General features: G+C 57.8%; 21 protein-coding genes. 11 read left to right on the forward strand and 10 right to left on the reverse strand.

What is annotated here, in order from left to right; genetic code table 11:
• Positions 1-9: 9 nt before the first annotated feature.
• The gene (locus HY29_RS02725) at positions 10-1467 is read left to right on the forward strand and encodes a Do family serine endopeptidase (RefSeq protein ID WP_034791719.1); all 1458 of its coding nucleotides are present in this window, start codon (positions 10-12) and stop codon (positions 1465-1467) included.
• Positions 1468-1502: 35 nt separating this feature from the next.
• Here the strand turns inward: HY29_RS02725 and serB are convergent, their stop codons facing one another.
• Complete coding sequence (gene serB / locus HY29_RS02730; RefSeq protein ID WP_081811204.1) at positions 1503-2423, reverse strand: phosphoserine phosphatase SerB; 921 nt, start codon at positions 2421-2423, stop codon at positions 1503-1505.
• 53 nt (positions 2424-2476) lie between these two features.
• Here serB and miaA point away from each other — a divergent pair, with 53 nt between their 5' ends.
• The 5 genes from miaA (at position 2477) to ilvC (ending at position 7909) form a co-directional block, all read left to right on the forward strand.
• Positions 2477-3427 carry a tRNA (adenosine(37)-N6)-dimethylallyltransferase MiaA gene (gene miaA, locus HY29_RS02735; RefSeq protein ID WP_034791720.1) on the forward strand — a complete coding sequence of 317 codons (951 nt, stop codon included), beginning with the start codon at positions 2477-2479 and terminating at the stop codon, positions 3425-3427.
• 172 nt (positions 3428-3599) lie between these two features.
• Entirely contained in the window at positions 3600-5378 is a 1779-nt protein-coding gene (locus tag HY29_RS02740; RefSeq protein ID WP_034791721.1) for an acetolactate synthase 3 large subunit, read from the forward strand.
• A 262-nt stretch (positions 5379-5640) separates the two neighbouring features.
• Positions 5641-6213, forward strand: a complete 573-nt coding sequence (gene ilvN / locus HY29_RS02745) for an acetolactate synthase small subunit (protein ID WP_034791722.1) — start codon at positions 5641-5643, stop codon at positions 6211-6213.
• Positions 6210-6836: a hypothetical protein gene (locus HY29_RS02750; protein ID WP_034791760.1), complete on the forward strand. Its 627-nt coding sequence runs from the start codon at positions 6210-6212 to the stop codon at positions 6834-6836. The genes ilvN and HY29_RS02750 overlap by 4 nt, the downstream gene beginning before the upstream one ends.
• Positions 6837-6889: 53 nt before the next feature.
• The gene (gene ilvC / locus HY29_RS02755; protein ID WP_034791763.1) at positions 6890-7909 is read left to right on the forward strand and encodes a ketol-acid reductoisomerase; all 1020 of its coding nucleotides are present in this window, start codon (positions 6890-6892) and stop codon (positions 7907-7909) included.
• 72 nt (positions 7910-7981) lie between these two features.
• Here the strand turns inward: ilvC and HY29_RS02760 are convergent, their stop codons facing one another.
• Positions 7982-8674, reverse strand: a complete 693-nt coding sequence (locus tag HY29_RS02760) for a GH25 family lysozyme (RefSeq protein ID WP_051601067.1) — start codon at positions 8672-8674, stop codon at positions 7982-7984.
• A gap of 195 nt (positions 8675-8869) precedes the next feature.
• Between HY29_RS02760 and HY29_RS02765 the strand changes: the two genes are divergently transcribed.
• Positions 8870-9385, forward strand: coding sequence for a bactofilin family protein (locus HY29_RS02765; protein WP_034791765.1), 516 nt, complete (start codon positions 8870-8872; stop codon positions 9383-9385).
• Here the strand turns inward: HY29_RS02765 and HY29_RS18220 are convergent.
• The gene (locus tag HY29_RS18220; RefSeq protein ID WP_051601068.1) at positions 9379-9978 is read right to left on the reverse strand and encodes a tetratricopeptide repeat protein; all 600 of its coding nucleotides are present in this window, start codon (positions 9976-9978) and stop codon (positions 9379-9381) included. The genes HY29_RS02765 and HY29_RS18220 overlap by 7 nt on opposite strands.
• A gap of 156 nt (positions 9979-10134) precedes the next feature.
• On the opposite strand from HY29_RS18220, the gene HY29_RS02775 reads away from it, so the two are divergent.
• Both HY29_RS02775 and HY29_RS02780 read left to right on the forward strand, forming a co-directional pair.
• On the forward strand, positions 10135-11106 hold the full coding sequence (locus HY29_RS02775; protein WP_034791994.1) for an oxidoreductase: 972 nt from the start codon (positions 10135-10137) through the stop codon (positions 11104-11106).
• A gap of 25 nt (positions 11107-11131) precedes the next feature.
• Positions 11132-11923, forward strand: a complete 792-nt coding sequence (locus HY29_RS02780; protein WP_051601069.1) for a class I SAM-dependent methyltransferase — start codon at positions 11132-11134, stop codon at positions 11921-11923.
• Between the two features lie 6 nt (positions 11924-11929).
• Here the strand turns inward: HY29_RS02780 and yghU are convergent, their stop codons facing one another.
• Entirely contained in the window at positions 11930-12802 is an 873-nt protein-coding gene (yghU, locus tag HY29_RS02785; protein ID WP_034791767.1) for a glutathione-dependent disulfide-bond oxidoreductase, read from the reverse strand.
• Positions 12803-12918: 116 nt separating this feature from the next.
• Positions 12919-15369 carry a sensor histidine kinase gene (locus HY29_RS02790; protein ID WP_241765118.1) on the reverse strand — a complete coding sequence of 817 codons (2451 nt, stop codon included), beginning with the start codon at positions 15367-15369 and terminating at the stop codon, positions 12919-12921.
• A 199-nt stretch (positions 15370-15568) separates the two neighbouring features.
• Here HY29_RS02790 and HY29_RS02795 point away from each other — a divergent pair, with 199 nt between their 5' ends.
• Entirely contained in the window at positions 15569-16123 is a 555-nt protein-coding gene (locus tag HY29_RS02795; RefSeq protein WP_162176666.1) for an EF-hand domain-containing protein, read from the forward strand.
• Here HY29_RS02795 and aguB read toward each other — a convergent pair whose 3' ends face one another.
• The 3 genes from aguB to HY29_RS02810 all read right to left on the reverse strand — a co-directional run bounded on the left by aguB (position 16124) and on the right by HY29_RS02810 (position 21184).
• A complete protein-coding gene (aguB, locus tag HY29_RS02800) occupies positions 16124-16963 on the reverse strand; it encodes an N-carbamoylputrescine amidase (RefSeq protein ID WP_034791771.1) in 840 nt (279 codons plus the stop codon).
• Positions 16964-16984: 21 nt separating this feature from the next.
• Positions 16985-17968, reverse strand: a complete 984-nt coding sequence (locus tag HY29_RS02805; protein WP_034791773.1) for an agmatine deiminase family protein — start codon at positions 17966-17968, stop codon at positions 16985-16987.
• 87 nt (positions 17969-18055) lie between these two features.
• Positions 18056-21184, reverse strand: coding sequence for a TonB-dependent receptor (locus HY29_RS02810; protein ID WP_034791775.1), 3129 nt, complete (start codon positions 21182-21184; stop codon positions 18056-18058).
• 260 nt (positions 21185-21444) lie between these two features.
• On the opposite strand from HY29_RS02810, the gene HY29_RS02815 reads away from it, so the two are divergent.
• Positions 21445-23163: an ArnT family glycosyltransferase gene (locus HY29_RS02815; protein ID WP_034791777.1), complete on the forward strand. Its 1719-nt coding sequence runs from the start codon at positions 21445-21447 to the stop codon at positions 23161-23163.
• Here HY29_RS02815 and msrA read toward each other — a convergent pair.
• Both msrA and pbpC read right to left on the reverse strand, forming a co-directional pair.
• The gene (msrA, locus tag HY29_RS02820; RefSeq protein ID WP_051601070.1) at positions 23160-23813 is read right to left on the reverse strand and encodes a peptide-methionine (S)-S-oxide reductase MsrA; all 654 of its coding nucleotides are present in this window, start codon (positions 23811-23813) and stop codon (positions 23160-23162) included. The two genes, HY29_RS02815 and msrA, sit on opposite strands and share 4 nt — an antisense overlap.
• Before the next feature lie 160 nt (positions 23814-23973).
• A complete protein-coding gene (gene pbpC, locus HY29_RS02825) occupies positions 23974-26031 on the reverse strand; it encodes a penicillin-binding protein 1C (protein ID WP_034791796.1) in 2058 nt (685 codons plus the stop codon).

Genomic DNA, 26031 nt, shown 5'->3' on the forward strand with positions numbered 1-26031 from the left:
CGGCAGCCCATGCGAATACCGGCCCTTGCTGCCATTATCCTGATCTCTTCGGCAACGATGGCGATGCCCGTTGTTGCGCAGGAGAGTCTTTCAGAGGCTGTGGACGGTATTGACCAGAAGGTTCAGCCGCAAAGTTTTCGCGATCTGTCGCGCCGCCTGATGCCAGCTGTCGTCAATATTTCGACGTCGCAGACAATTGCCCCGGAAGGGATGCCGAGCTTTCCGGAAGGCTCCCCCATGGAGCGCTTCAATGAGTTCTTCGGCCGCGACGAAGACGGCTTTCGCCGCGAAGGCTCGCTTGGCTCCGGCTTTGTGATTTCGGCTGACGGCTACATCATTACCAATAATCACGTCATCGAGAATGCTGACGAGATCGACATCAATTTTGCGGATGGCCGTGTCCTGAAAGCAGAACTTGTCGGCCGGGACCGGGATACCGATCTGGCCGTGCTGAAGGTTAAATCCTCCACACCCCTGCCCCATGTCGATCTGGCAGACAGTGACAAGGCGGAAGTTGGGGATTGGGTAATCGCCATCGGCAACCCGTTCGGCTTTGGCGGCTCGGTGTCCGCTGGCATCATTTCTGCCCGCAACCGGGACCTGAATGCCGGGCGTTCGGATGATTTCATCCAGACCGACGCTGCCATCAACCGTGGCAACTCTGGCGGCCCGCTGTTCAATCTGGGCGGCGAAGTGGTCGGCGTGAACACGGCGATCATCTCCCCGACTGGCGGGTCTGTCGGCATCGGCTTTTCCGTGCCCTCCAATCTTGTGAAACGCATTTCAGACCAGTTGATCAAGGAAGGCCGCGTGCGCCGTGCCTGGCTGGGTGTCAATGTACAGGATGCGGATGAAAACCTGGTCAAAGCCTACAAAGCGACTGGCAAGGGCGGCGTTATCATCACCCGCATCACCGACGATGGGCCGGCCGAGAAATCCAATATTGAAGTTGGCGACCTTGTGCTGCGCTTCGGCGGCAAACCGGTAACCAGCGTGCGTGAGCTGACCCGCCTGATCAATGAAACCGCCATCGGCAAGACGGTGCCGGTATCGCTGGTGCGCGATGGCAAGGCCCGCACGGTCAATGTCACGCTGGGGGAGCTGGAAGACGAAGAAACGCCCGCAGGGGCCAATGCAGCTCTGGACGCCCCTGCTAGCTCAAACGATCTTGGCGCGGAGCTTTCCAGCCTGGATGATGATGTCCGCCGCCGCTATGGCATTCCCAAGGATGTCGAAGGCGTCGTAGTTACCACAGTCTCCGCGCGTGGGCGCTCCTTTGGAAAGCTGCGCAGAGGCGACGTACTGGTCGAGGTCAATTTCGAACGTGTCGCGACCGTGACGGACACGATTGAAAAAGTGGAACAGGCCATGACCACGCCGCGCCAGCCCCTGCTGCTGCGCGTGAAGCGCCGCGGCGATGCGGGCTGGTTCGATCAGTTCATCTCGATTGACCTCACCAATTCCTGATCTTGCAAGGCTCGCAAGAGCGGAATGTGGCCAGTCTATTCCTCGACGAACTCGTTTGCGGTGTAACCTTGGAAAAAGAGCGCAGCACGCAGGTCTGTGTGTGCAATCGCGGCATGGGCCTCTGACGCCACAATGGGCTTTGCCTTGTAGGCAATGCCGAGGCCGGCGGCCTTGATCATGGCAAGATCATTCGCGCCATCGCCCAGCGCCAACGCATCTTGGCGCTCAAGCCCGGCATTGGACGCGAACTCATCCAGTGCCGATAGTTTCGCCTCCCGCCCAAGAATGGGATAGCCCACCTCCCCTGTCAGCGCGCTGCCATCATCTATCAGCGTGTTGCCCCGATGGGCAGAGAAACCGGAAGCCTCTGCTACCCGCTGCGTAAAGAAGGTGAAACCGCCTGACACGAGCACAGTCATCGCCCCATGCGTTTTCATCGTGTGCACCAGCGTCTTTGCGCCGGGGTTCAGCGTGATCCGCGCTTCATAGGCCTGTTGCAGCGCCGTGAGCGCGAGCCCCTTCAGCATGCCGACGCGGGTTGTCAGCGCGCCTTCAAAATCCAGCTCACCTCGCATGGCCCGTTCCGTGATGGCAGAGACTTCCGCCTTCAGGCCTGCAAAGTCAGCGAGCTCATCGAGGCATTCCTGCCCAATAATGGTGGAATCCATATCCGAGATCAGAAGCCGCTTGCGACGATTGTCTGCCGGCACGAGTGCTGCGTCCACGTTCTGCTTGGCCAGATTGGCCAGAATGTCGGCTTTTATTTCTGCGCTTACAGGCTCAAACGGAATCTCCGCGCCGGCAATGCCCTCCCCCTCGCCAAGCGAGCGCATGATATTCGGGGGAACTGCAAGGCCAGATGCCCCTGCCGCTGCAGCCAGCATGACGCCAATCTCTTGCGGAGAGGCCTTGGCCGCGCCAACAAGTATCATCGAGGTTTCCAATTTCTCAGTCATTCCCGCCTCATCACGGGTTTCCTCTCCCATGACAAGCCCTTACGTCTAGTATCATGAAACCAGCCATCCTCATTCACGGCCCGACAGCCAGCGGCAAGACGGCCCTCGCCATCGAAGTGGCCAAGCGTCTGGGCGGTGAAGTCATCAATGCCGACTCCATGCAGGTCTACCGGGACCTGCAGGTCATCTCTGCCCGTCCTACGGAGGAAGAGATGGACGGCGTTCAGCATCATTTGTTCGGTCATGTTGATGCAGCAGAGCGCTATTCCACCGGCGAATGGCTTGAAGAGGCACGCGCCACGATCCGCAAAATGGAACTCAGCGGCAAGCGGGCGATCCTTGTGGGGGGCACGGGGCTTTACCTGCTGGCCCTGACGCAAGGCCTGTCCAACATCCCCCCTGTTCCGGAAGACGTACGCGCTGACGTCCGCATGATTGCCGAGACAGAAGGCGCTGAGGGTCTGCGCGAAAGACTGGCCCCTGTGGATGCCGAGACCGCCGAACGCCTGGGAACAGGAGACCGCCAGCGCCTGGCCCGGGCCTATGAAGTCTATCTCGCCACCGGCAGGCCCATCACGGATTTCCAGAAAGACCGCCAGCCCCCTGTCTTGCAGGATGGCGAATGGATTGGCTTTGCGCTGACCCCGCCCCGCGCAAAACTCTATCAGAAGATAGACCGCCGCTTTGAAGGCATGCTGATGCAAGGGGCTATGGAAGAGGCCCGGAAGTTGATTGAACGCAACCTCGACCCCGAACTTCCTGCAATGAAAGCACATGGAATGCCGTGGCTTGCAGCTTTCGCACGGGGAGAGATAACGGCAGAATTTGCCGCAGAAAACGCCAAACGCGACACAAGACGCTACGCAAAGCGCCAATTCACGTGGATTGGGCGTCAATTTCCCTTCTGGCCGCGCATACCTTCACCTGAGCTGGAGGAGCGCATGAGGGTTATTCTTGCCCTCTATAGAGAGATTGACAGGCCCGTTGAGGCAGATTATTCCTAACCCCCAACGTTGGAGGAAACGTTACGTGCGCATCGCAGAGGTACTCGTTATTAGGCACCCGTGACTGGCTTGAGAAAGCCAGTTGCGGGTGCGCGCACATAAGGGTCTCCATCGGGGGCCCTTTTTCTTTTCCGCTACAGACCAGAAATCGCCCCCAACAGAGACCAGAGACATGACCACAGAGACACAGACCAAGCCCGAAGCTGACGCCCGCACCATGACAGGTGCAGAGATCGTCATTGAAGCCCTTCGCGAGCAAGGTGTGGAAGTCATGTTCGGCTATCCCGGCGGGGCGGTTCTACCGATCTATGATGCCCTTTATTCGGCGAGCGATATCCGCCACGTTCTGGTGCGCCATGAACAAGGCGCCGGGCACGCTGCCGAAGGCTATGCCCGCACCACCGGAAAGCCAGGCGTGTGCCTGGTGACCTCCGGCCCTGGCGCGACCAATATGGTGACACCGATCGCCGACGCGATGCTGGATTCCATCCCCATGGTCGTGATCACCGGACAAGTGCCAACGCATCTGATTGGCACCGATGCCTTCCAGGAATGCGACACAACCGGCATCACCCGCGCCTGTTCAAAGCACAATTACCTGGTGACGGATGTCGATGAGCTGGCCCGTACAATTCATGAGGCCTTCCTGATCGCACGGTCCGGCCGCCCAGGCCCCGTCGTGATCGACGTTCCGAAGGACGTTCAGTTCGCGACCGGCACCTATGTCGGCAAGAAAGGCATTCACAAGCCAACCTATCACCCACAGACATCCCCGCATCCGGATGCGATTGCCGCAACGGTGGATCTGATGCTGCAGGCGCGCCGACCTGTCTTCTACACCGGCGGCGGCGTGATCAATTCCGGTCCGGAAGCATCAAAACTGCTGCGAGAGCTGCAAGACCTGACTGGCATTCCCGTCACCTCAACCCTGATGGGGTTGGGCGCCTTCCCGGCGTCGCACCCCGACTGGCTGGGCATGGTGGGCATGCATGGTAGCTTCGAAGCCAATAATGCGATGCATGATTGCGACCTGATGCTGTGTGTCGGCGCGCGCTTTGATGACCGCGTAACGGGCCGGGTGGACGCCTTCTCTCCAACCTCAAAGAAGGTGCACATCGATATCGACCCCTCCTCCGTGAACAAGATCGTTCGCGTGGACATACCGATTATCTCTGACTGCGCCGAGGCGTTGGCCGCGATCATCAAAGAGCTGAAAGCCCGCAAGGCGAAGCTGCAGGACATGTCCGGCTGGAAGCAGGAAATCGACATCTGGCGCGCGCGCCAATGCTTTGCCTATACGGGCTCTGATGAGGTGATCAAACCGCAATACGCGGTTGAGCGCCTGTACGAGCTGACCAAGGATCGCGAGACCTACATCACCACCGAAGTAGGCCAGCACCAGATGTGGGCCGCGCAATTCTATCATTTTGAAGAGCCGCACCACTGGATGACCTCCGGTGGACTGGGCACGATGGGTTACGGCCTGCCGGCAGCTGTCGGCGTTCAGGCCGCGCACCCGGATGGCCTTGTCATCGACATCGCCGGGGAAGCCTCTATCCAGATGGTGATGCAGGAGTTCTCAACCGCCATTCAGCATCGCCTGCCGGTGAAAGTGTTTATCCTGAACAATGAATGGATGGGCATGGTGCGCCAATGGCAGGAATTGCTGCACGGCGAGCGCTATTCGCATTCCTATTCAGAAAGCCTGCCGGATTTCGTAAAACTTGCCGAAGCGCTAGGCGGACATGGCATCCGTTGTGACAATCCGGCCGAACTTGACGACAAGATCCGCGAGATGATTGACCATCCAGGCCCTGTCCTGTTCGATTGCTGTGTGGAGAAAGGCGAAAATTGCCTGCCCATGATCCCGTCGGGTTCTGCACATAATGAGATGATCCTCGGCGAAATTGTGGGTAACGAAATCGGAGAGGCTGGCAAGAAGCTGGTCTAAGGCACCGCAGAGTGCCGGTTGGGTATGGAAGTAAGGTAAGGACCAAGATGGGCCTGAACAGTATCTTCATGGGGCAGCCCGCATTTTGCGGACAGGTCTTCGCGCCCTCGCGTGCCCTGCTGGCGCATGCCTTGCCCCTGCCCGGCCAACACACAAACGCCATCCGCCGCACATGCAGGCAGACGGCAAGCCCCCTTTCCCGCCAGCCCGGCCCTTCTATAGAAGGATGCCAGGCACTACAGGCACAAACGGAGACACGCCAATGAGCGACGGATCAGCAGGCAACGCGCCCCAAGGCAATCCGAAATCGGCCTATTTCCTCTCTCATGCAGATGAGGAAATCGAACGCCGTACCCTGGCCGTGATGGTCGATAACGAACCGGGTGTCCTGGCTCGTGTCGTCGGCCTGTTCTCTGGCCGCGGCTATAACATTGACAGCCTGACAGTGGCCGAGGTGGACGCCAGCCAGCATCAGTCCCGCATCACCATCGTCACCCAGGGCACACCGCATATCCTGCAGCAGATCGAGGCCCAGCTGCTGCGCCTCGTGCCGGTGGGTGAAGTGATCGATATCACAAAGTCCAAACGCGGCATCGAACGCGAACTGGCCTTGGTGAAAGTGGCCGGCAAAGGGGAAGCCCGTGTCGAAGCCCTACGCATCTCTCAGATTTTCCGCGCGAATGTGATAGACACGACAAATGAGAGCTTCATTTTCGAGCTGACGGGCGCGTCTGACAAGATTACGCAATTTGTAGACCTGATGCGTCCGCTTGGCCTTGTGGAAGTCAGCCGGACAGGTGTTCTGTCCATCAAGCGCGGGAAGGAGAAAGGATGAAACTCGCCTCCCTCTTCGCTATCAGTCTTGCGCTGACGGTCGGCGCTGCGCATGCTCTTGAGGAGCAGCCTGCAAGCTGTCGCATGAATGCCTCCAGTGATGACGCAAAGCTTCAGTGCGACATTGACCGGGCACAGATGGTCTCTGCGCGAGCGAAAGTTATTTTCGGCACGCCACCCTCCCCTATCATCACAATTGTTGACACCCAGTCCCCCAGCGGAACGGCCTATGTCTATGACATTTCTGATGTTGGCGGCACGATGATGCTGGACGCACGCTCTGTTCCCGGCACGCATGAGACCGCGAGGCCTGTCCCGCCATGCCGTCTTCAGGCCCAATTGCCGGACAATGTTGCCAACAAGGCCGCGCTGTCCCTTCTGTTTGCGGCCGAACCGGATATCCCGGCCTATGGCAAACGGCAAAAAATGGTCGTCAACGCAGATGGATCGCGCAGCTATGAGCTGCTGCTCTCTTCGCATGACATCATCACCCATATCGAAACGGTCGAAGGCACACGTGACTTTTCGCGTCATGCCGATGCCACGGACAAAATTGCCGATCTCAATCGCAGCGTAATCGGCGTCGCCAATTTTTCAGATGGTTGGGTTTGCAACACCAACTGACTTGGAAAACCTCCCCCCACAAACAATATCTCTAGCGGAGCAATGATAGGCCCATGAAAATCTATTACGAACAGGATGCGGATCTCTCCCTCATCCAGAGCAAGAAAGTCGCCGTCATCGGGTATGGCAGCCAGGGCCACGCCCACATTCTGAACATGCGCGACAGTGGTGTGAAGAATGTGAAAGTGGGTCTCTATGAAGGCTCCCCAAGCCGCAAGAAGGCTGAGGCCGAAGGGCTGGAAGTTGTTACGCCCGCAGAAGCCGCTCAATGGGCCGACGTGATCATGATCCTGATCCCGGACGAAAAGCAGGCTGTGCTGTACGCCAACGAAATCGAACCGCACCTGCGCGCTGGCCAGCACCTGATGTTCGGCCACGGCTTCAACGTACACTACAATTTGATCCGTCCGCGTGCCGATGTAGACGTATCCCTGTCCGCGCCGAAAGGCCCCGGCCACACTCTGCGCGCGCAGTATCAGATGGGCTTCGGCCTGCCGGGCCTCGTCGCCATCCACCAGGATGCAACCGGCACCGCAAAAGATGTCGCCCTGTCCTATTCCAAGGCCATCGGCAACACCCGCGCCGGTGTCATCGAAACCTCCTTCCGTGAAGAAACCGAAACCGACCTGTTCGGCGAGCAGGCTGTTCTCTGTGGCGGCATCGTGGAGCTGATCAAAGCTGGTTACGAAACGCTGGTCGAAGCAGGCTACGCGCCGGAAATGGCATATTTCGAGTGCCTTCACGAGACAAAGCTGATCGTGGACCTGATCTATGAAGGCGGCATCGCCAACATGAACTACTCGATCTCCAACACGGCCGAGTATGGCGAATATGTCTCCGGTCCTCGTATCGTGGATTCCGAAGCCAAGGCAAACATGAAGAAGGTTCTGGAAGACATCCAGAACGGCACCTTCGCCCGCAACTGGGTGCTGGAAAACCAGGCCGGCGCACCGGGCTTCAACGCCATGCGCCAACGCATGAACAGCCACCCGATCGAAGAAGTCGGCGAAAAGCTGCGCGGCATGATGCACTGGGCCCAGAACGACCGTCTGGTTGACAAGTCCCGCAACTAGTCACGCATTTATTGTGACACATGTGAAAGCCCTGGCCGCAAGGTCGGGGCTTTTTCATAAGTATCAGTACACTCACTTATTATCTGCGCGCACCCCCGGCACTCTGTTCATGTCAACCTTGCCCTCTATGCCAGGCACACGGGCAGACATTGTATATTGCCAGATATCAGCCTGGCGGTGATCGCGCGTTTCCGGAATCTCATCTCCCAGCGCCCGAAGCCAGAGCGGATAGGTGTCATACCGACCAGCCAGCCAGTCCGCATGGAATTCCTTGGTCGTGTACAGAACTGGGCGCACACCATATTCCGCCTCAAGGCTCAGGAGAAACTGGTCCAAATCCGCCAAGGTCTCCTCAGTCGAGCCATAGGGCTCACAATTGTGCGCGTATTCAAGATCAACGGCAGGCGGCAATGTGCCCTGTCTCACTTCCACGGTCTGGATAAAGTTCTGTGCCTGCTCTTCGCCAGGGCGGCACAAGCGATAGAAATGATAGCCTCCAACCAGCCAGCCGCGCGCCTTCGCTTCACGCCAATGCGCCAGAAAGCGCGGATCTTTCCAGTCGCCGCCCTCCGTCGCCTTCAAATAGATGAAATCAACCGGGGCCGCTTCCAACTGGTCCCAATCGATCCGTCCGTTGTGATGGGACAAATCCACCCCGACATAGCCTGGCGGCAAGACAGTAGATGACGCGCCCAAGACGCTGGGGGAGCGCTCGCACCCCATTAGGGGCAGCGACAGACAGAGCAGAAGGCAAATCCATTTCATGCCTTGTTTCAACACTGAATTATGGCATGGACGCGAGCAGAAATTGCCCGAAACTTGCATCATTTGCATGGGATACGTGCCTGGCACTTATGCTTAAGGCTTAATAAAAACAATGAAATCAAGCGCCTGACCTGTCATCCCGTAGAGTGATGCGGTATGCTGTTGGTCCGGACTGAGACAAGAAAAGAACGTGTGATGGCTAAAATCGAGAAAGACCGGGCTGAGAACAGCCGTCAGATGCGTTCCGGAGACGGCAGCTTTATTGCCGCAGAATGCCATCTGGAAGGAGACTTCAAATTCTCCGGTCCGCTAACAGTCGCTGGCAGCCTGAAAGGGCGTATCAAATCCGATGGCATGGTGATCATCGAAACACAGGGCATGATTGAAGGTATCATCGATGCGGCCATCGTAATTGTGCACGGCAAGCTGAACGGGAGTGTGCTGGCGACAGACTCCATGGAAATCTGGACGGGCTCAAACGTACGCGGCAGTGTCCATGCGCGCAGCATCCGCGTCGATGAAGGATCTCTGCTGACGGCAGACCTTACAATCTCAGAGGTTCTTCCAGAGCAAAGGCTGGATTTGTCTTCAGACACGGCCTCCCCAGATCAGGAAAGCCCTCAGCAAAGCCTAGCGCCACAACGTTCTTCCAGCCCGCTACCTGGATCAAATCTCGCCCGCAGGTTGGCTGCGATGAACGAAAATCAGTAGCGAGACTTTGCGTCCTTCAGACGCTGCCAGGTATCGTCATCCGGCTGGTAGGCGCCGAGCCCGGTAAGCCGGTCGCAGGCCCATTCATAGTCCTGATCACAGGCATCTTGCAGCAGACGCTGGCCTTTCGCGACATTCTTGCTGCCGCCCTGCCCCGTGTACAACATATTGCCGTAAGCAGCGCACCCGCTCAGCTCACCATAGTCGCAGGCCTTTTCATACAGGACACGCGCCTTGGCCGGGTCTGCATCGACACCGCGCCCATGCGTGGTCAGATACGCCAACCCGGCACATCCTTCGCCATTCTTGCCATTGCAGGATTTGCGATAGACTTCTGCAGCCTTTTCATAGTCTTGCAGGCCACCCAGGCCGCGCCGATACATGTCTCCCAAGCGAAAGCAGGCATCATAATCGCGCGCGGCACATGCCGTAATGGCGTCACTACGCGCAACCCGGTTGCCTTCAAGGCTGGCCGTTGCCTCTTCCAGCGCAATTTCTGCCTGGGTCCTCTTTACGTCTCCGTACTGGGCCGCCGCCGGCAAAGCCGCACCAGCCAGAACCAGAATGGACAATGCAGTTGCTGCGATACGCATGGATTATCTCCCTTGATAAGCATCTGATATAAGTGGCGCGCCGGGCCCCGTCCATCGGACAACCGACTTACCTTTCAGTAAGGTGGAACTTGCGGGCTTGCCGAGTGAAGGGCACACTCGGATTATTGAATATAGTCAGCACTGAAGGGGATGGAGATGGCACAGGAAGACCAGAAACCGATCGGATCAGGCTTTCATGCCAAATCCACGGCAAGTGAAGTCCTTGAGAATATTGATCTTTCAGGGAAGAATGCCATCGTGACCGGTGGCTATTCAGGCATTGGCCTGGAAACCGTAAGAGCCCTCGCAGCCGCGGGCGCGCGCGTCACAGTGCCTGCCAGGAGAATGGACGCTGCTCAAGAGGCCCTCGCAGACATTGCAGGCGACATTGAAATTGCCGCCATGGACCTTGAGGATATTTCAAGCGTCGACAAGTTCACAGCCGATTACGAAGAGACTGGCCGCGCGCTGGACATTCTCATCAACAATGCCGGCATCATGGCTTGCCCGGAGGCGCGGGTCGGCCCCGGCTGGGAGCGTCAGTTCGGCGTGAACCATCTGGCCCACATGAAGATGAGCATGGCTCTGGCCCCTGCCCTTGAACGCGCTGAAGCAGGACGGCTGGTGGCCCTCTCCTCAACCGCGCATATTCGTTCTGATGTGATCTGGGATGACCCGAATTATGAGTCCCATCCCTATGACAAATGGGAGGCTTACGGGCAGTCAAAGTCTGCGTGCGCCCTGTTTGCCCTCGGCGTGGACCGTCGCGGACGCGATATCGGCATTCGTGCATTCTCTGTCCATCCCGGCGGGATATTCACGCCGCTTCAGCGCCATCTCAGTGATGAGGAAATGGCGGCCTTGGGCTGGAAAAATCCGGATGGCACCATCCCTCCGCAAGTGCAGGCCATGTTCAAGACACCCGAACAGGGTGCCTCGACAAGCGTGTGGGCAGCCACATCCCCCAAGCTGGAAGGCAAAGGCGGCGTGTATTGCGAGGATTGCGACATCGCGCAACTCGCAACGGAAGACAGTCAGAGATGGGAGCATGCACGCCCCTGGATCTGTAATGATGAGAAAGCCGAGCGTCTCTGGGAGATGAGCGAGAAAATGCTGCAGAGCCTCTAAGGCCCTGAAAACGGGAGTTGAAACAATGAAACAAGTCGCCTTCCTGGCCCTGTCCGCCGCATTGCTAGCTGGCTGTGCCCATGATGCAGCACCTGAAGATTCTACGACTCTGGAAGTGGTAGAGCCCAACTACGACTACGCATCCGTCTTTGTAAAAGATGACCGTCCTGAAGGCGACTATGAGCAATACGAGATCCGAAAGTCTCGTGACGTTCTGGAATTCACAGGCGTTCAGCCCGGCATGACCGTGGTGGATTTGGAAGCTGGTGGCGGCGTGTATACAGAACTTTTCTCCCGCGTCGTCGGGGAAGAAGGCCGCGTCTTTCTACAAAACCCGCCCGCATTCGACGCCTTCCTGGGTGACTCAGTGGAAAAGCGCATGGATGGGCGGCTTCTGAATGTCACCCATATCAAGGTGCCGTTTGATGATCTGGAACCTGTTGGTGATCAGCAAGCTGACCTTGTTACCTGGCTACTCGGGCCGCATGAGCTTTGGTATACGCCGGAAGGTTCCGAACCGGGCGACTTGGGAGATCCGGAAACAGCCTTTGCAGAAATAGCTCGCGTGCTGAAACACGGCGGACACTTTGTCGTGATTGATCACAACGCCCCGGAAGGCGCCCCGGCAACGACTGGCGGCGAAACGCACCGGCTTGCTGAGGCTATCCTCATACAGATGGCAGAAGATGCTGGACTCGAACTGGTTGAGGAAAGTGATCTGTTAGCCAATCCGGCGGATGACCGGACCCTGAACGTGTTCGATCCTTCCATCCGCCGGCATACTGACCGTTATGTTCTAAAATTTGAAAAGCCCTGAGACGGGCTAGTCGGAGGAGTTATCCTCCAGCTTGTCTTGTGTACTGGTTTCGAAATCACTCGCATCATGACGCTCGTGCAGCTGGGATGAGGGCTCACCAAATGTGCGGTTGACCATACGGCCACGCTTGACTGCCTCACGCTGGGCAAGCTGGTCTGTCCAGCGGATGACGTTCGTGTATTCCTGGACCTGCAGGAACTCGCCTGCATCATAAACAACGCCCTTCACCAGTGCGCCATACCAGGGCCAGATTGCCATGTCCGCAATCGTGTACTCATCCCCGGCCATGAATTCGCGGTCTGCCAGATTGCGATCCAGAACGTCCAGCTGGCGCTTCACTTCCATGGCAAACCGGTTGATCGGGTATTCGAACTTTTCAGGCGCATAGGCGTAGAAGTGGCCAAATCCCCCGCCGAGATAAGGCGCCGAGCCCATCTGCCAGAACAGCCAGTTCAAAGCCTCTGTACGCTTATTGTGATCGGTTGGCAGAAAGGCGCCAAACTTCTCAGCCAAATAGAGCAGGATCGAGCCGCTCTCGAATACGCGCGTCTTGGTGGTCGTGTCGAACATGACCGGGATTTTGGAGTTCGGGTTCAGCTCTACATAGCCAGACCCAAACTGATCCCCTTCCCCGATATTGATCAGCCATGCATCATATTCTGCGCCCTCATGCCCGGCTGCCAACAGCTCCTCCAGCATGATCGTGGCCTTCACCCCGTTTGGCGTGCCCAGCGAATAGAGCTGAAGCGGATGCTTTCCGACGGGAAGTTCCTTCTCGTGGGTCGGTCCGGCAATGGGGCGGTTGATGTTGGCAAACCGACCGCCGCTGCCCTTGTCCCAGGTCCAGACCTTGGGGGGCGTGTAAGTATCATCGGCCATGTGGAGCGTCCTTCCTTTTGCGTTTACTGCAAACATGTAGGAAGGGATGGCGGATTGTCAGCAAACTTCTTTGTGAGAATTCCTAAACAGCAGCCCGCAATCGACGTCCGCAATCATCAGGCAGGCACGCCTTCAGTCAGCAAAAGCTCCTGATTGTGGACATTCCGGGCCGCCTGAACGGGCAACCAGCAGGTCACTTCAAGACCGCCGCCATCGACCGGTCGCATGCCCACAGTGCCGCCATGCAGGTCCACAAAATGCTTCACAAGCGCCAGCCCCAGTCCTGCGCCGCGCTGGTCCCCTGAGACGAAGCTATCAAAGCTGGTCGCGCGTTTATCGGCCTCAAGGCCCCGGCCATTATCACGCACAGACAAGGTAACCATATCGCCGACGCGCTGGGCAGAAACGGTGATCTCTCCACCAGACTCCGTAAAGCGCAGGGAATTGGAGATCAAATTGAACAATACCTGACGTATGCGTCGCTCATCAGCGCGGATTACGCCAAGAGATCCCTTTACGTCTGCGCGCACAGCAATCTCGGTATCTTCCGCCTTGGAAACGACCATATCGATGCTCTCATCAATCACGCGGTGGAGATCGACATCCTTGAGATCCAGATCCATACGGCCGGCCTCAATCATCGCCAGATCAAGGATGTTCTCGATCAGCTTGGAGAGGTGATCGGAGGCAGACAGGATCGCGCTGACATAATCCGCCTGGCGCTCGGTCAGGTCACCATTGCGCTGTGTTTCCAGCAATTCCGCATAGCCGAAGATCACAGTCAGAGGGGAGCGCAGTTGGTAGGATACGTTGCGGACAAACTCCGTCTTCAGACGGTCAGCAGCCTCGAAAGCCTCCGCGCGGTCGCGGAGGGCAGATTCCACCCGGCGGGTCGCGGTGACATCGGCAAAGGCAATCAACGTATTACCATCCGGCAGTGGATGCGTCAGGTAAGTCAGAATAGACCCATCTGACCGACGCATCTCACCTGTAGTAGACTGACGCGCGCGCGCTGAAGGGTCTGTAATGTGTCCCTTGATGCTGTCCCAGATTTCCAGATCGTGGAAAAGTGGCACGCATTCCTCGATCACATCCGCATAGTCTGGCTGATCCTTCAGTCGATCATGATCAAGAGTCCAGAGTTGTTCAAACGCCTTGTTGAACAGCTTGAGGCGTCCGTCACCGCCGAACACGGCAACCGCTTCATGCAGATTGTCCAGCGTAGACGCCTGCGTCTTCACGATAGCGTTGAATTTGGTCTTGAGGTCCAGCTCGCCGGTAATGTCCTTGAACAGAAGAAGCAGGCCGCCCATCGGGTGGCGCTGGCGCGTGACGGACAGTGTGCGGTCATCCGGAAGAGACCAGGTGTCTTCCTTCACGCCATCAATATCGAGATAGTAGGACAGTTCTTCTGCGCGCCATTCGGCATAATTCGTCCGAGCCGGCAATTTGCGGCGCTCGCGCAGACGGTCCAGTAGTTGACCGTGGTTTGGGCGATCCAAAAGGAAGCTTTCATCCAGATCCCACATGTCGCGGAAGGCCTTGTTGTAGAAAGTCAGCTTCCGGTCTGCGCCAAAGATGGCGACAGCATCTGCCACATGGTTCAGCGTCTCATCATGTGCGCGAACATGGCGGTTCAGTTCCTCGCGAGCATTCTCCTGCTCGGTGACATCAAAGGCCATGGCCCCTGCCCCACCGGACAGCGGGAATGTCAGCACACGCATCGCGCGGCGCTCGCCATCAATAATCATGTGGCGCGTTTCATCTATATCTGCGCCTTCGGAAATCGTCTTGCGGGCCTGATCTGAAGAGGCCTGGTCCAGCATCAACTGACGGTCCAGGACGCGATCAAGATTCACGCCGTCCACGGCTTCGATATAGGCCGGGTTGACCCATTGCAGCTTGCCCATGCCAGAGACACGCCATGCAGGGAATGGTGCCTTGCCCAGCATGTCGAGGAAGGCTGTAGGGTCCCGCGCGATGACCTGGCGCGCCTCTTCCAGCTTGCCGCGGGCGGAACTTTCTTCCAGCCCCTTAATTGTCGTGTCGGTAACCCAAACCACGGCGCGGGCACCAGCCGTACGTCCGTCAGCCTCAAGAAAGCGACCAGACGGGCCAATAATGGTCAGGGAAAAAGCCTGTCCTGTATCGCGCAGCTCACGCAGGCGAATTCGCAACGTTGTATCCTGTCCGGAGCTATCGCGCGCTTCGAGGTCAGCCAGCCCCTCAATGATACGCACAGCCGGGTCGGGCGAGATCGCGTCATCGGTAAAGCTCAGCAGGCCTGCAAGCGCGACGGGCGATCCGTAAAGTTCCGGCGGCGTGATCTCGACATCATCAGCTTCCAGCGCATCGCCCTGCCAGACCAGAATAACGCCCGGATGCGCGCCCAGAATGGAGCGATGCTCGGCAAGGGTCGTTTCAAGATCGGAAGACCGGTCCTTGTACTTTCGCGCTGCACCGCGCGCGCCATCTGACACCCGCATGGCCCACAAAAGCGCCGCCAGGCCCAGCGCCGTCGCGCCGGCTGACATGATGATAGGTACCTGGTCCGCCGTAATCGCCATAGCGTTTTCAATCCAACTCGTGCGAATCAGCCACCTGTTCAGCGGCCGCAACTGGTTAACGGATTGCTCCCTTTGCGTTAAGGCGGCGTTAACAAGAGGCTAATGCCACAGGGCTGTCCACACAAGATAACTGAAACGTCATGTTGCCAAAACGACACACAGGCCTAGTCTGAGTTCAAGAATGACGATGGAGTCAGCTATGCGAACTCGGGTGTTAGCCTTTGCCGTGTCGGCCTTTCTGTGCCTGCCAGCCCCGATCTATGCTCAGGCCAGCGAAGACCCGGATGAAATCGTGCGCCTGCCCGGCCAAGGCGTGATGCGGACCAGCGGCGAGAGCCCGGGTAAGGACAAACACAAGAAAGCCAAACGGCTGGTGCCCGGCGGCAGCCTCTTTGTCAGCTTTGACGCGAATGAGGATGGGGTTATCACCCCCGAAGAAGTAACCTCTGGCGCGGAAGCTGCATTCCTGGCTGCAGACACCAATGGCGATGGGTCTCTCAGCGCTCTTGAGCAGATTTCCTGGGCCGAAACCCTTCCCATTCGCGACGATACGCTAAGCAATCCGGCCTATTTTGACCCGAACCTTGACCGTATGGTCAGCCATGAAGAGTTCATGCGCGTCATCAGCGAACTGGCCGCAGATTATGCCGAAGAGTCCGGCGAAATCCTTGTCACATCGCTGCATGCCCCGAAGCGGGACCGGGAAAGGCGGGAAATGTCTCGCCTTATGCCAGACGAGACGCTCGGCAACTGATCAGACGAGGCCGTCGTAAAGGTCTGTCCGGCGGTCGCGGAAGAACCCCCATGCAGCGCGCTCGCGCTCAATCTCATCCAGATCAAACTCTGCCAGCAGAACGCCCTGCTCTGCACGGTCAAAATCCGTCACAATCTCGCCCGTCTGGTCCGCAATGAAGCTGGTGCCATAGAAGATCTGCCCCTCTTCATTCCCGACACGATTGGCGGCCACCACCGGAATGGTATTGGAGACGGCATGCCCCTGCATGGCGCGGCGCCAGCGGGCGGCGGTATCCAGGCTTGTGTCCTGTGGCTCTGAGCCGATCGCCGTGGGGTACAGAAGAGCATCCGCCCCCATCAGGGCCATGGAGCGGGCTGCCTCAGGGAACCATTGGTCCCAGCAAATCCCCACGCCGATCCGTCCCTTCATCGTGTCCCATACGCGAAAGCCCGTATCGCCCGGCCGGAAGTAATACTTCTCCTGATAGCCTGGCCCATCCGGGATATGGCTCTTGCGGTAGACGCCAAGGGCTGTGCCGTCGGCATCCAGCATGACCAGAGAATTGTAATAGAGAGGACCATCCTTCTCATAGATCGACACCGGAATGACGACGCCCAGCTCAGCGGCCAACTCTGCCAATTGAATAACAGCAGGGTGTTCATTCCAAGGATAGGCCCGGGCGAAATGTTCTTCTTCCTGCGTCTTGCAGAAATAATAGCCGCAAAACAATTCAGGCGGCAGCACAACGTCCGCGCCCTTACCGGCTGCGTCCCGCACATAGTCGGCAACGCGGTCTATATTCTCCTGGACGTCATCTGATGGCGTGAACTGGATGGCTGCGAGGGTGAGTTTACGCATGTCAGTCTCCTGCTGCAGGGATCAGGCGGGAATTTCTCTTGTCATACAATGGAAGCTTCCACCCCCATTCAGAATGTGACGCGCGGGCAGCCCGATCACTTTCCGCCCATCAAACAAAGCTTGAAGCTCGGCCAGGGCCACAAGACTGTAATGATCCTCATAGACCGGAACCAATACGGCCCCGTTCGTGATCGTGAAGTTCATATGGCTCGCCGGGACGGGATTTCCATCCTCGTCCCTGATCAAACCCGGAGAAGGGATCGTCGAGACTTCCAGTCCGGCACGGCGCAGACTGGTTTCGATTTCCGCCAGGGTTTCTGCATTGGGATCGCCATCCCCCGATGGGCGCTGGCAAAGGGCATGTCCCGGCGCAATGAAGCGAGCGATATTGTCGACATGACCATCGGTATGGTCGTTCACCAGGCCATCTCCCAGCCAGATGAAGTCTGACACGCCGAGCGCGGAGCAGATTGCCGCTTCGATTTTGTCCTGATCCAGTTCAGGATTGCGATTGGGGTTAAGAAGGCATTGGCGCGTGGTTAGCAAACGGCCGGTCCCGTCGGCATCAATGCCGCCTCCTTCCAGGATCAGATCATGCTGGATCACGGGCAGGCCTTCATGTGCGGCCACAGCTCCTGCCGTTTCTGTATCGCCAGGCATCAGATATTTCCCGCCCCAGCCATTGAAGTGGAAGGCCTGCGCCTGTCTTTGCGCCCCCTTCCCTGTCACAATAGGGCCCGTGTCCCGCAGCCAGATGTCGCCCGTCGGAATACGAACGATCTCGCCTGCACCCTCAAGGGCAGCAGACGCGGAGTTCGCCGCCTCATCGGATCCTGCCGCGACACGCACTGGCACGTACTCAGCGGCCGCCTTGATAAAGGCCGCAATTTCAGCGCGCGGACCTGCCAGATCTCCGCTCCACTCCTCAGCAAGGCGAGGCCAGCCAACCCATAGGGCACTCTGCGGAGCCCACTCGGGCAGAAGATGTATTGTCTCATCAGTCATTTGCGCGCCATGCCATAGCTTTCAATAAAGGAAAAGGGCGGCCTTTTCCAAGGCCGCCCTTCCCGAATGTGCATTCTGTCTGAAAAACTAGAACTTGTACTTCACACCGAAGTGGACCTGCCAGAGCGACGGGTTTGCCACGACGGAGTCACGATCAGCGCTGCTATTGAAACCGCTGATGACATACTGACCATTATCGATGCCGCTGATGTCATAGAGTTGGGCGTTGGCCGGGAAGCCATGCTCGCGCAGGATGCCCCACTCATCGTTCAGCAGGTTGCCGACGTTTTCGATGATCATGAACGCTTCAGCGCGGTCATCAGGACGGAAGCCTGGCAGTTCCTGAGCCAGACGCAGGTCGAACTTCGTCCACCAGTCATCCGCTGCAGAGTTCCGCGGAGCAATGCTGCCCCGATAGCCTCTCAGGCGCTCATTGCTCTCGATGTAAGCGTTCAGGTCTGCAACAGCCTGAGCGTCAGACAGCGGCGAGATCCGCGGATCGTTCACACCATACGGGATGTACGCCAGTTCACGTCTGCTGCGTGTGTATGGCGAGAACAGGGAGTTCGAACCGAAGGTGTAGCTGTAAGGCGCACCTTCGTTGGCCGTGCCGAACACAGACAGTTTTGTCGGCAGGTCTTTGAGGAACTCTTTTTCCCAGTTGAAGGTCAGGTTGATACGGTGAGCAATCTCGTAATCGCTGGTACCCAGAGCCGGGTTGACAGCATCATATGTGGTGAAGTTCGAGAAGTTCGAGAACGCCACAGAAGATGTCATCGGGTTCACATCGTCAGCATCCGTATAGGCATAGCCCAAGGACCAGTCGATACCGTTATCGTAGGACTTTGAAACACCAACGGATAGAACCAGCGAGTCGCCCTTCTCTTCGGTATTGGTCAGCACGAAGTCATTCGTGTTGCCCGTACCGTAGATCGGACGGCCATCAGGTGCCAGGCCAGTCTGTACCCAGCTGATCGGCACGACAATCGCCGCTTCGTTCACCTTGGAGTACAGGATGTCTGCCATCAGGTGCCAGTCATCGCCGAGATAAGGGTTGTTCGTGTCGAAGTTGACCGTGGTGCCCACAGCGAACTTCCACTCGGAAGGAATTTCGAAGTCTGGGTCAAGAGCGTTGACCGGGCCGCTACCAATGCCAGCTGCAACAGCAGCAATGCTCTCATCCGGGACGTCGATGAATGGCGAACCAGAGCCACCACCATAGGTGAAGTCATTGATGTTGCCACCGCGAACACGGGACTCGAACAGCGTTACACCATTGTTGGAGTAGTTGTTGGAGATCCAGACGTTCGGGTTACCACCGGAGTACAGGCCTGCACCACCGTGGAAGCTGATGTCATCATTGAATTCATAGGTGAAGCCAAGGCGCGGCTGCAGAAGGTCGCGACCGTCCATGGTTTCGTCGTTCCGGAAGCCATAATTGCTTTGGAAGTCAGGATTGTAGCTCGGCTTGTCGTCGGATGTGTAGTAGTCGTAGCGAAGGCCCGCGACAATATCGAGCTTGTCCGTGATCTGCCAGTCATCCTGAATGTATGCGGTGGTGACTTCGTAACCGAAGTTTGCAGCACCATCATTCTGGTCATTGGAACCAGCAGCGTTCTCATAACGGAAGTCTGAGAAGTCACCTGCAGCGAAGTCCTCAATGGAGTCAAAGGCCCACTCACCGAGAACTTCCTGGATGAACAGGTTGAAAACTTCAAACTCTTCACGCTCTGCACCGAACGTGATGGTGTGATCGCCAATCGTCCAGTCGGCTTTACCCTTGTAGTTCAGCGTCGTGTAGTTCAGCTGGTTGGCATGACGGCTGTCGTCTGCACCGAGGTATACAGTGGAGCCGCCGACGTCGACCTGGACTTCACCGAAGTTGTCAAAGCCGAGAACCGGGTTCTGACGGTTGTCGAGGTCAACATAGGTGACGCGGAACTCTGTGGAGAAATTCTCAGTCCAGTCAGAATACAGAGCACCAGCATAGTTCTGCAGCTTTGCACCGCGCTCATAGTAGTGGTTGCCATCAGCAAGACGGTTGGAGCCGCTGTCAGACGGGCTCAAATTGAAACCGTCATTGTAGTTGTACGAGAAGGCAGCACGGTGATTGTTGTTGATGTTCCAGTCGAGCTTGACGAAGATTTTCTCGTCTTCAACCGGAATGGAACTCGGAAGACCGCCTGAAATATAGCCATAGCCTTCTGCGATGGAAATGATCTCATCGTATTCAGCTTGCGTGATGCCAGCGCTTTCCGGCGTATAGCCGAAGATGTTTGCACCTTCAAACTTCTCGTAGGAACCGAAGAGGAACAGCTTGTCCTTGATGATCGGCATGCCAATGTTGAAGCCGTAGCGCTTCTCGTCGAAATCGCCGAGTTCAACATCATCACCATCAATGCTGTCGCCCGTCAGGGAGTCGCTGGTGTAGTCAAAGAATACACCGCCGTGGATTTCGTTACCGCCCGACTTCGTCACAGCGTTGACGTTACATGCAGTGAACTGACCGTACTCAACATCGAAAGGCGCAAGCTCGACAGAGACCTGCTCGATGGAGTCATAAGAGAACGGAATACGCTCGGTCGGATATCCGTTAGAGTTCAGACCGAAATTGTCTGAGAGGCGTGCGCCATCAACCGTCAGAGAGTTGTAACGCGGGTTTGCACCGGCACAGTTGATGGAGTCGTTGAATGCTTCGTCAACATAGACGCGCGGATCGAGACGCACGACATCTTTGATGTCGCGGTTCATGGCTGGCGTGTTTTCCAGTGTCGACAGATTGTAAACCGAAGACGGTCCAGCGGCGACTTGCGCAACCTGCATTGCAGAACCGGTGATGACCACCGTTTCCATACGGGCCGTGTCATCAGAGCGGCTGATCACGAGGTTCACGTCGGTATCGTTACCGAGGTTTGCGTAAACGTCTTCAGCGCGTGCCGGGACGAAGCCCGTGCCCGTGATGGTAAGGCTGTAAGGTCCGCCAACGCGCAGGTTCTGGCCGGTGAACTGGCCAGATGCATTGGTGGTTGCCATTGTTACCGTGCCGCTCGGCTCGTGCAGGATGGTGACGGTAGCGCCAGGAACGGCTGCACCGCTCTCATCCGTAACGGTTCCGCGGATAACGGAAGTTGTAACCTGCGCCATTGCGACGCCGGCCATGCTCAGCGCGATGGCAGAAACTGCCGTTCCACGCGCAAAATTGGTCCAATTGATCATGATATTCCCCTGGTCGAGAAGCCCCAGCCACGCCCTTGCATGCGACTGGTTTCCGGGTCGCATAGCGACTCCGGATGACAGATTAGTGACAAGAACTTGAAGGTTCAGCAGTTAATTCCGTGTTTGATGGCGATCATATTGTTGCGATGCAAAAAAGACACGGTTCTGGGCATGACGATTACCAGGAATTGTGCAGTCAGGGGTATATTCTACCTAGGCTGAGCGGCATAAGTCTCAGGATAATAGGGAATCGCCTGCCAATGACTGCTCGACCTGCTGATTCGCCCGATAAATGGCGGACCTTCACCTTCATCACACTGATCGTACTGCTGGTTGTGCGGGTTGTGTTCAATGCTGTTTCCCCGCTGGATCTCTACGCGGATGAAGCTCAGTATTGGCGCTGGGGCGATACGCTGGACTGGGGATATTATTCCAAACCCCCGATGATTGCGTGGGTCATCCATACAGTCACAGCTGTATTCGGGAATGCAGAATGGGCCGTTCGCCTGCCTGCCGCTTTCCTGCACACGGCCGGGGCCTTCATCATCTTCTTCCTGGCAAGGGACATGTACGGCTCCCGCGCCGCTATGTTTGCCAGCCTTGGCTATGCTCTGATGCCGGCGGTGATCCTGTCATCCGCAGTCATCTCTACAGATGGCGTCTTGATGCCCTTCTGGTGCGCCGCGCTGTGGGCGCTATGGCGTCTGCGCAGCGGCACCGGCAGCTGGGCGAGTGCCATTGGCCTCGGCGCGGCAGTGGGGCTCGGCTTCCTGTCCAAATATGCGATGGTCTATTTCCTGATCGGCACGGCCCTGGTTCTGGTCATTGATGCGGACAGCCGCCGTGCTCTGCTGACCTGGAAAGGCCTTGCCGCCCTGCTGACCGTGCTGGCCATCTTCGCACCGCACCTTGCCTGGAATGCGGCTAATGACTTCAAAACAGTCAGCCACACAGTCGATAACGCCAATCTGGGCGGCGACCTGCTGAACCCCGAACATGCCCTTACCTTCCTGGTGGACCAGTTGGGCGTCTTCGGGCCGATCAGCTTCCTGGCACTGATTTTCGGCGTATTCGTAATGCGTACGCAGGACCAGGGCATCATGGGCCGGGATCGCTGGCTGCTATGCTTTATTCTGCCAGTCCTTCTGATCATTCTCGTCCAGGCTGTTCTCTCACGCGCAAACGCCAATTGGGCTGCAACGGCCTATCCTGCGGCCAGCGTGCTGGTTGCCGCCTGGCTGACCCGCGCCCGGCCAAATCGCAGCCTCTGGTACTGGATTGCCGGGATTTGCTTCACCGCCTTCCTGTTCGCACCGGACATGTCACTGGTCGCACGCCTGGCAATCGGCACCTTTATCGCCCTCTCCATTCTGGGCTTTGGACATATTGTGAAGCACGCCCCTTCCGGCCTGCTCTGGACCAGTCTGGCACTTCACACTGTGTTGGCCCTATCTTTCATGACCATCGCCCTTTTGCCTGCCTCCACCTCTACAGCGCTTGGCTTTGACAATGCGCTGAAACGGACGCGCGGCTGGGAGCAAGTCGCTGAAGACGTCTTCTCGCGCGCGCAGGAGGCCGGAGCGACCGCAGTGCTGGTAGATGAACGCGAGGTCTGGCACGGACTGGATTATTATGCGCGCGAGCGCGCCATCCCGCTGATTTCCTGGCGGCGCTATGCCGGGCCGAAAAGCTTTTCCGAAAGTGTGCCACTGGAAGACCCGATGGCAGAGCGCGTTCTGGTCGTCTCCAAACACGCCGCCATGCGTCCCCGCCTACGTGGGGATTTCCAAGCCTTCGAGTCATTGGGAGACATCACCATTCCACTCGGCACGCGCAGCAATGGCTGCCCGATTGTCAGACGCTTCCAGCTGTATCTAGGCACAGGCTATCAGCCTCAGGCGCGGACGCAGGAATGGGAAGATCGCTATGCCGGGCAGTCGGAGTTTGAAACCCCGCCGTGCCCGGCAAAAGACGATTAGTGGCTGTCGGCTTTCGCCCAGACATCCCGAACTGTATCGTCCCGGCCGCATGTCGTGCGGTAAAAGCGATATTTGAGCGGGTTCTTCTTGTAATAATCCTGGTGATATTCCTCGGCAGGCCAGAAGGTTTCCGCTTTCAGTACCTTGGTCACGACAGGTGCCTTTAGCATGCCTGACTCGTCAATCTCGTGGATTTCCTCTTCGGCGGTTTCGCGCTCTGCATCCGTGTTGACGAAGATGGCCGTGCGATAGCTGTCACCCTTGTCGCAGAACTGACCGTTCGGATCCGTCGGATCGACATGATGGAAGAAATAGCTGACGAGCGTATCATAGCTCACGACATCCGGATCATAGGTCACGCGGACAGCCTCATAATGGCCGGTGCCCTTATGAGAAACCTGCTCATAGGTCGGGTTTGACACATGGCCACCAGTGTAGCCGGAAACTGTATCAACGACGCCGTTCAGCTTGTCGAAATCTGCCTCGACACACCAGAAACAGCCACCCGCGAACACGGCCTGGGACAGGCGCTTGCTTGCTGCATCCGGATGCGGGGAATCCTGTTGGGCGCCTGCGCTCGAAAGGAAGGCAAGAGCCATGGCTGAGATGCCGGCTATGGCAGCGATCGTGGGGGCAGAGGGTGTACGCATGACAACTCGATACTCAGATTACACAGGCAAAAAAACAACACGCCTGTGCTCTCCATATGGCGTACCGGCCCGGCAGGAGAAGCCACAAAGCGCAGGCCTAACGTAAATGTGTACAGCGCGTGTTGCCGAAATGCGTCATTCGGCAAGAGTTACTGAAATTTCATGCAGGACCAGTCAGCACACGAACCTTGACCGTGCTGGACCGGCCAGCATCATCAACGGCCGTCACCGAATAAAAACCCGGCCTTTGCGGCGTCCAGACCGGTGAGCCCGCATCATCGACATCGCAGGCCTGGCCATCCACATACCAGCTAAGCGCGCCCTCTCCCCTGCCCGCCAGGACAAAGCCTCGCGTAGGCTTGCCATTGACTTCACCGGCCCATAGCTCGGCATTCATGGGTGGGAAAAGGATTTCCGGCGGGGTTTCAGGTGTGAAGGTTCGCAGGGCGCCCTTTGTATTTAGCCGGCGGCTGGTGGTGAGCCGTGTGCGAGCCTCTCCCTCATCCTGCAGATGATGAGCGGTTCGATCAGCAATCTCGAACAGGATGGGCAGCGCCACTTCGCGGCCTGTCTTGCCGGGGCGCGGCGCGCCATCTGCGCGGCCAACCCAGACGACAATTGCATGCTCGCCTGACACAGCAGCCGCCCAGCTGTCGCGGAAGCCATAGGACGTTCCCGTCTTGAAGGCGACCTGCGGCGCACTCGCTGTCAGGCGGCCAGGCATGCGCCCTTCCGGCATCGGGGCATTCTGCAGGATACGGATTATTTCACCTGAGCTTTGCGCGCTGATAAGGCGGTGACCCATGCGCTCATAACTGGCCGCTTCCTCCTCTGCGCGCCAGACAAGTGGCTTGGCCACACCGCCATCACCCAATGCGGCATACAAGACAGCCAGCTCCCGAGCGGTCAGGCCTGCGCCACCGAGTGCGAGGGCGAGGCCCGCCTGATGACTGGCGCCGCCATGGATACGCGGACGCGCACCAGCGAGCGCCAGTTGAGCCGCAAACCGTTCCGGGCCAACCCGGTCCAGCATCAAGACGGCTGGCACATTCAGAGAATGTTGAAGCGCATCGGAGACCCGAACATCCCCGCGGAACATCCGGTCAAAATTCTGAGGCTGATATGTGGCGAACCTTTTCGGTAGATCTGCAATCCGTGTATCAGGTGTGGCCTGTCCATCATCAAACGCCATGGCATAGATAAAGGGTTTCAGCGTAGACCCCGGCGAACGAGCCTGGGCCGTCAGATCCAGCCAGCCGCCCGCACGGTCACGCGAGGCGGAGCCGACAAGACCTCGCACAGCCCGCGTAGGAATATGCACAACAAGGGCGGAGACCTGCACATCATCCCCCTCTTCTTCTGCGCTGCGCAAGGCGATCGCTTCCAGTTCGGCCTGGAGGCTGGCATCCAGTGTGGAGCGCACATCCATATAAGGCCCGCTGGCCAACGCCTTTTCCGTGCCATGCCAGGCACGCATCGGAAAATCACGCCTCCGTCCGGGAACGGATGATGCCGCCACGTCCGCAACATCCTCTTCGCTGAACACGCCATACCAGTTCAGCTTGGTTGCCACCCAGTTGCGTGCCCGTTCGGCCTGTTCAGAATGACGGTCCGGGCGGCGTACTTCCGGCGATTGCGGCAGCGCAATCAAAAGTGCAATTTCATCATCGGACAGGCGGTCTGCCTCATGCCCGAAATAGCTCCAGCTGGCCGCGCGGACGCCTTCCAGGTTTCCGCCATAGGGGGTCAATGTCAGATACAGCTCAAGGATCTCATCCTTGGAAAGACGGCGCTCGATCTGCCAGGCGCGCGCAATCTCGATCAGCTTGGACCTAATGTTCCGATCACGCGGCTCCAGCATGCGGGCGGTCTGCATCGTGATGGTTGAGCCACCCGAGACGACACGCCCGGCCTTTGCCGAGTCGAGAGCCGCACGCACCAGCCCGCCCCAATCCGTTCCCCGGTGGGAATAGAAATTCTTGTCTTCGACCCTGACGAGCGCCTCGATGAATTCCGGATCAATCTTGGCCAGATCACCGTGGAAGCGCCAGCGTCCGTCACGGGTCGGGAAAGCCCTGAGCGGCTTGCCTTCCCGGTCGGTCACGAGGGCAGAGATTTCCCCTGCCCGTTCGATCGGCGGCGGTAGCAACCAGTCGGCAAGGATCACCGTACAGAACAGTACGGCCACCCCCGCCAAAAGGCGCCTGGGCGTAAGCAT

It is taken from the genome of Hyphomonas beringensis (assembly GCF_000682755.1).
Taxonomy (GTDB): Bacteria; Pseudomonadota; Alphaproteobacteria; order Caulobacterales; family Hyphomonadaceae; genus Hyphomonas; species Hyphomonas beringensis.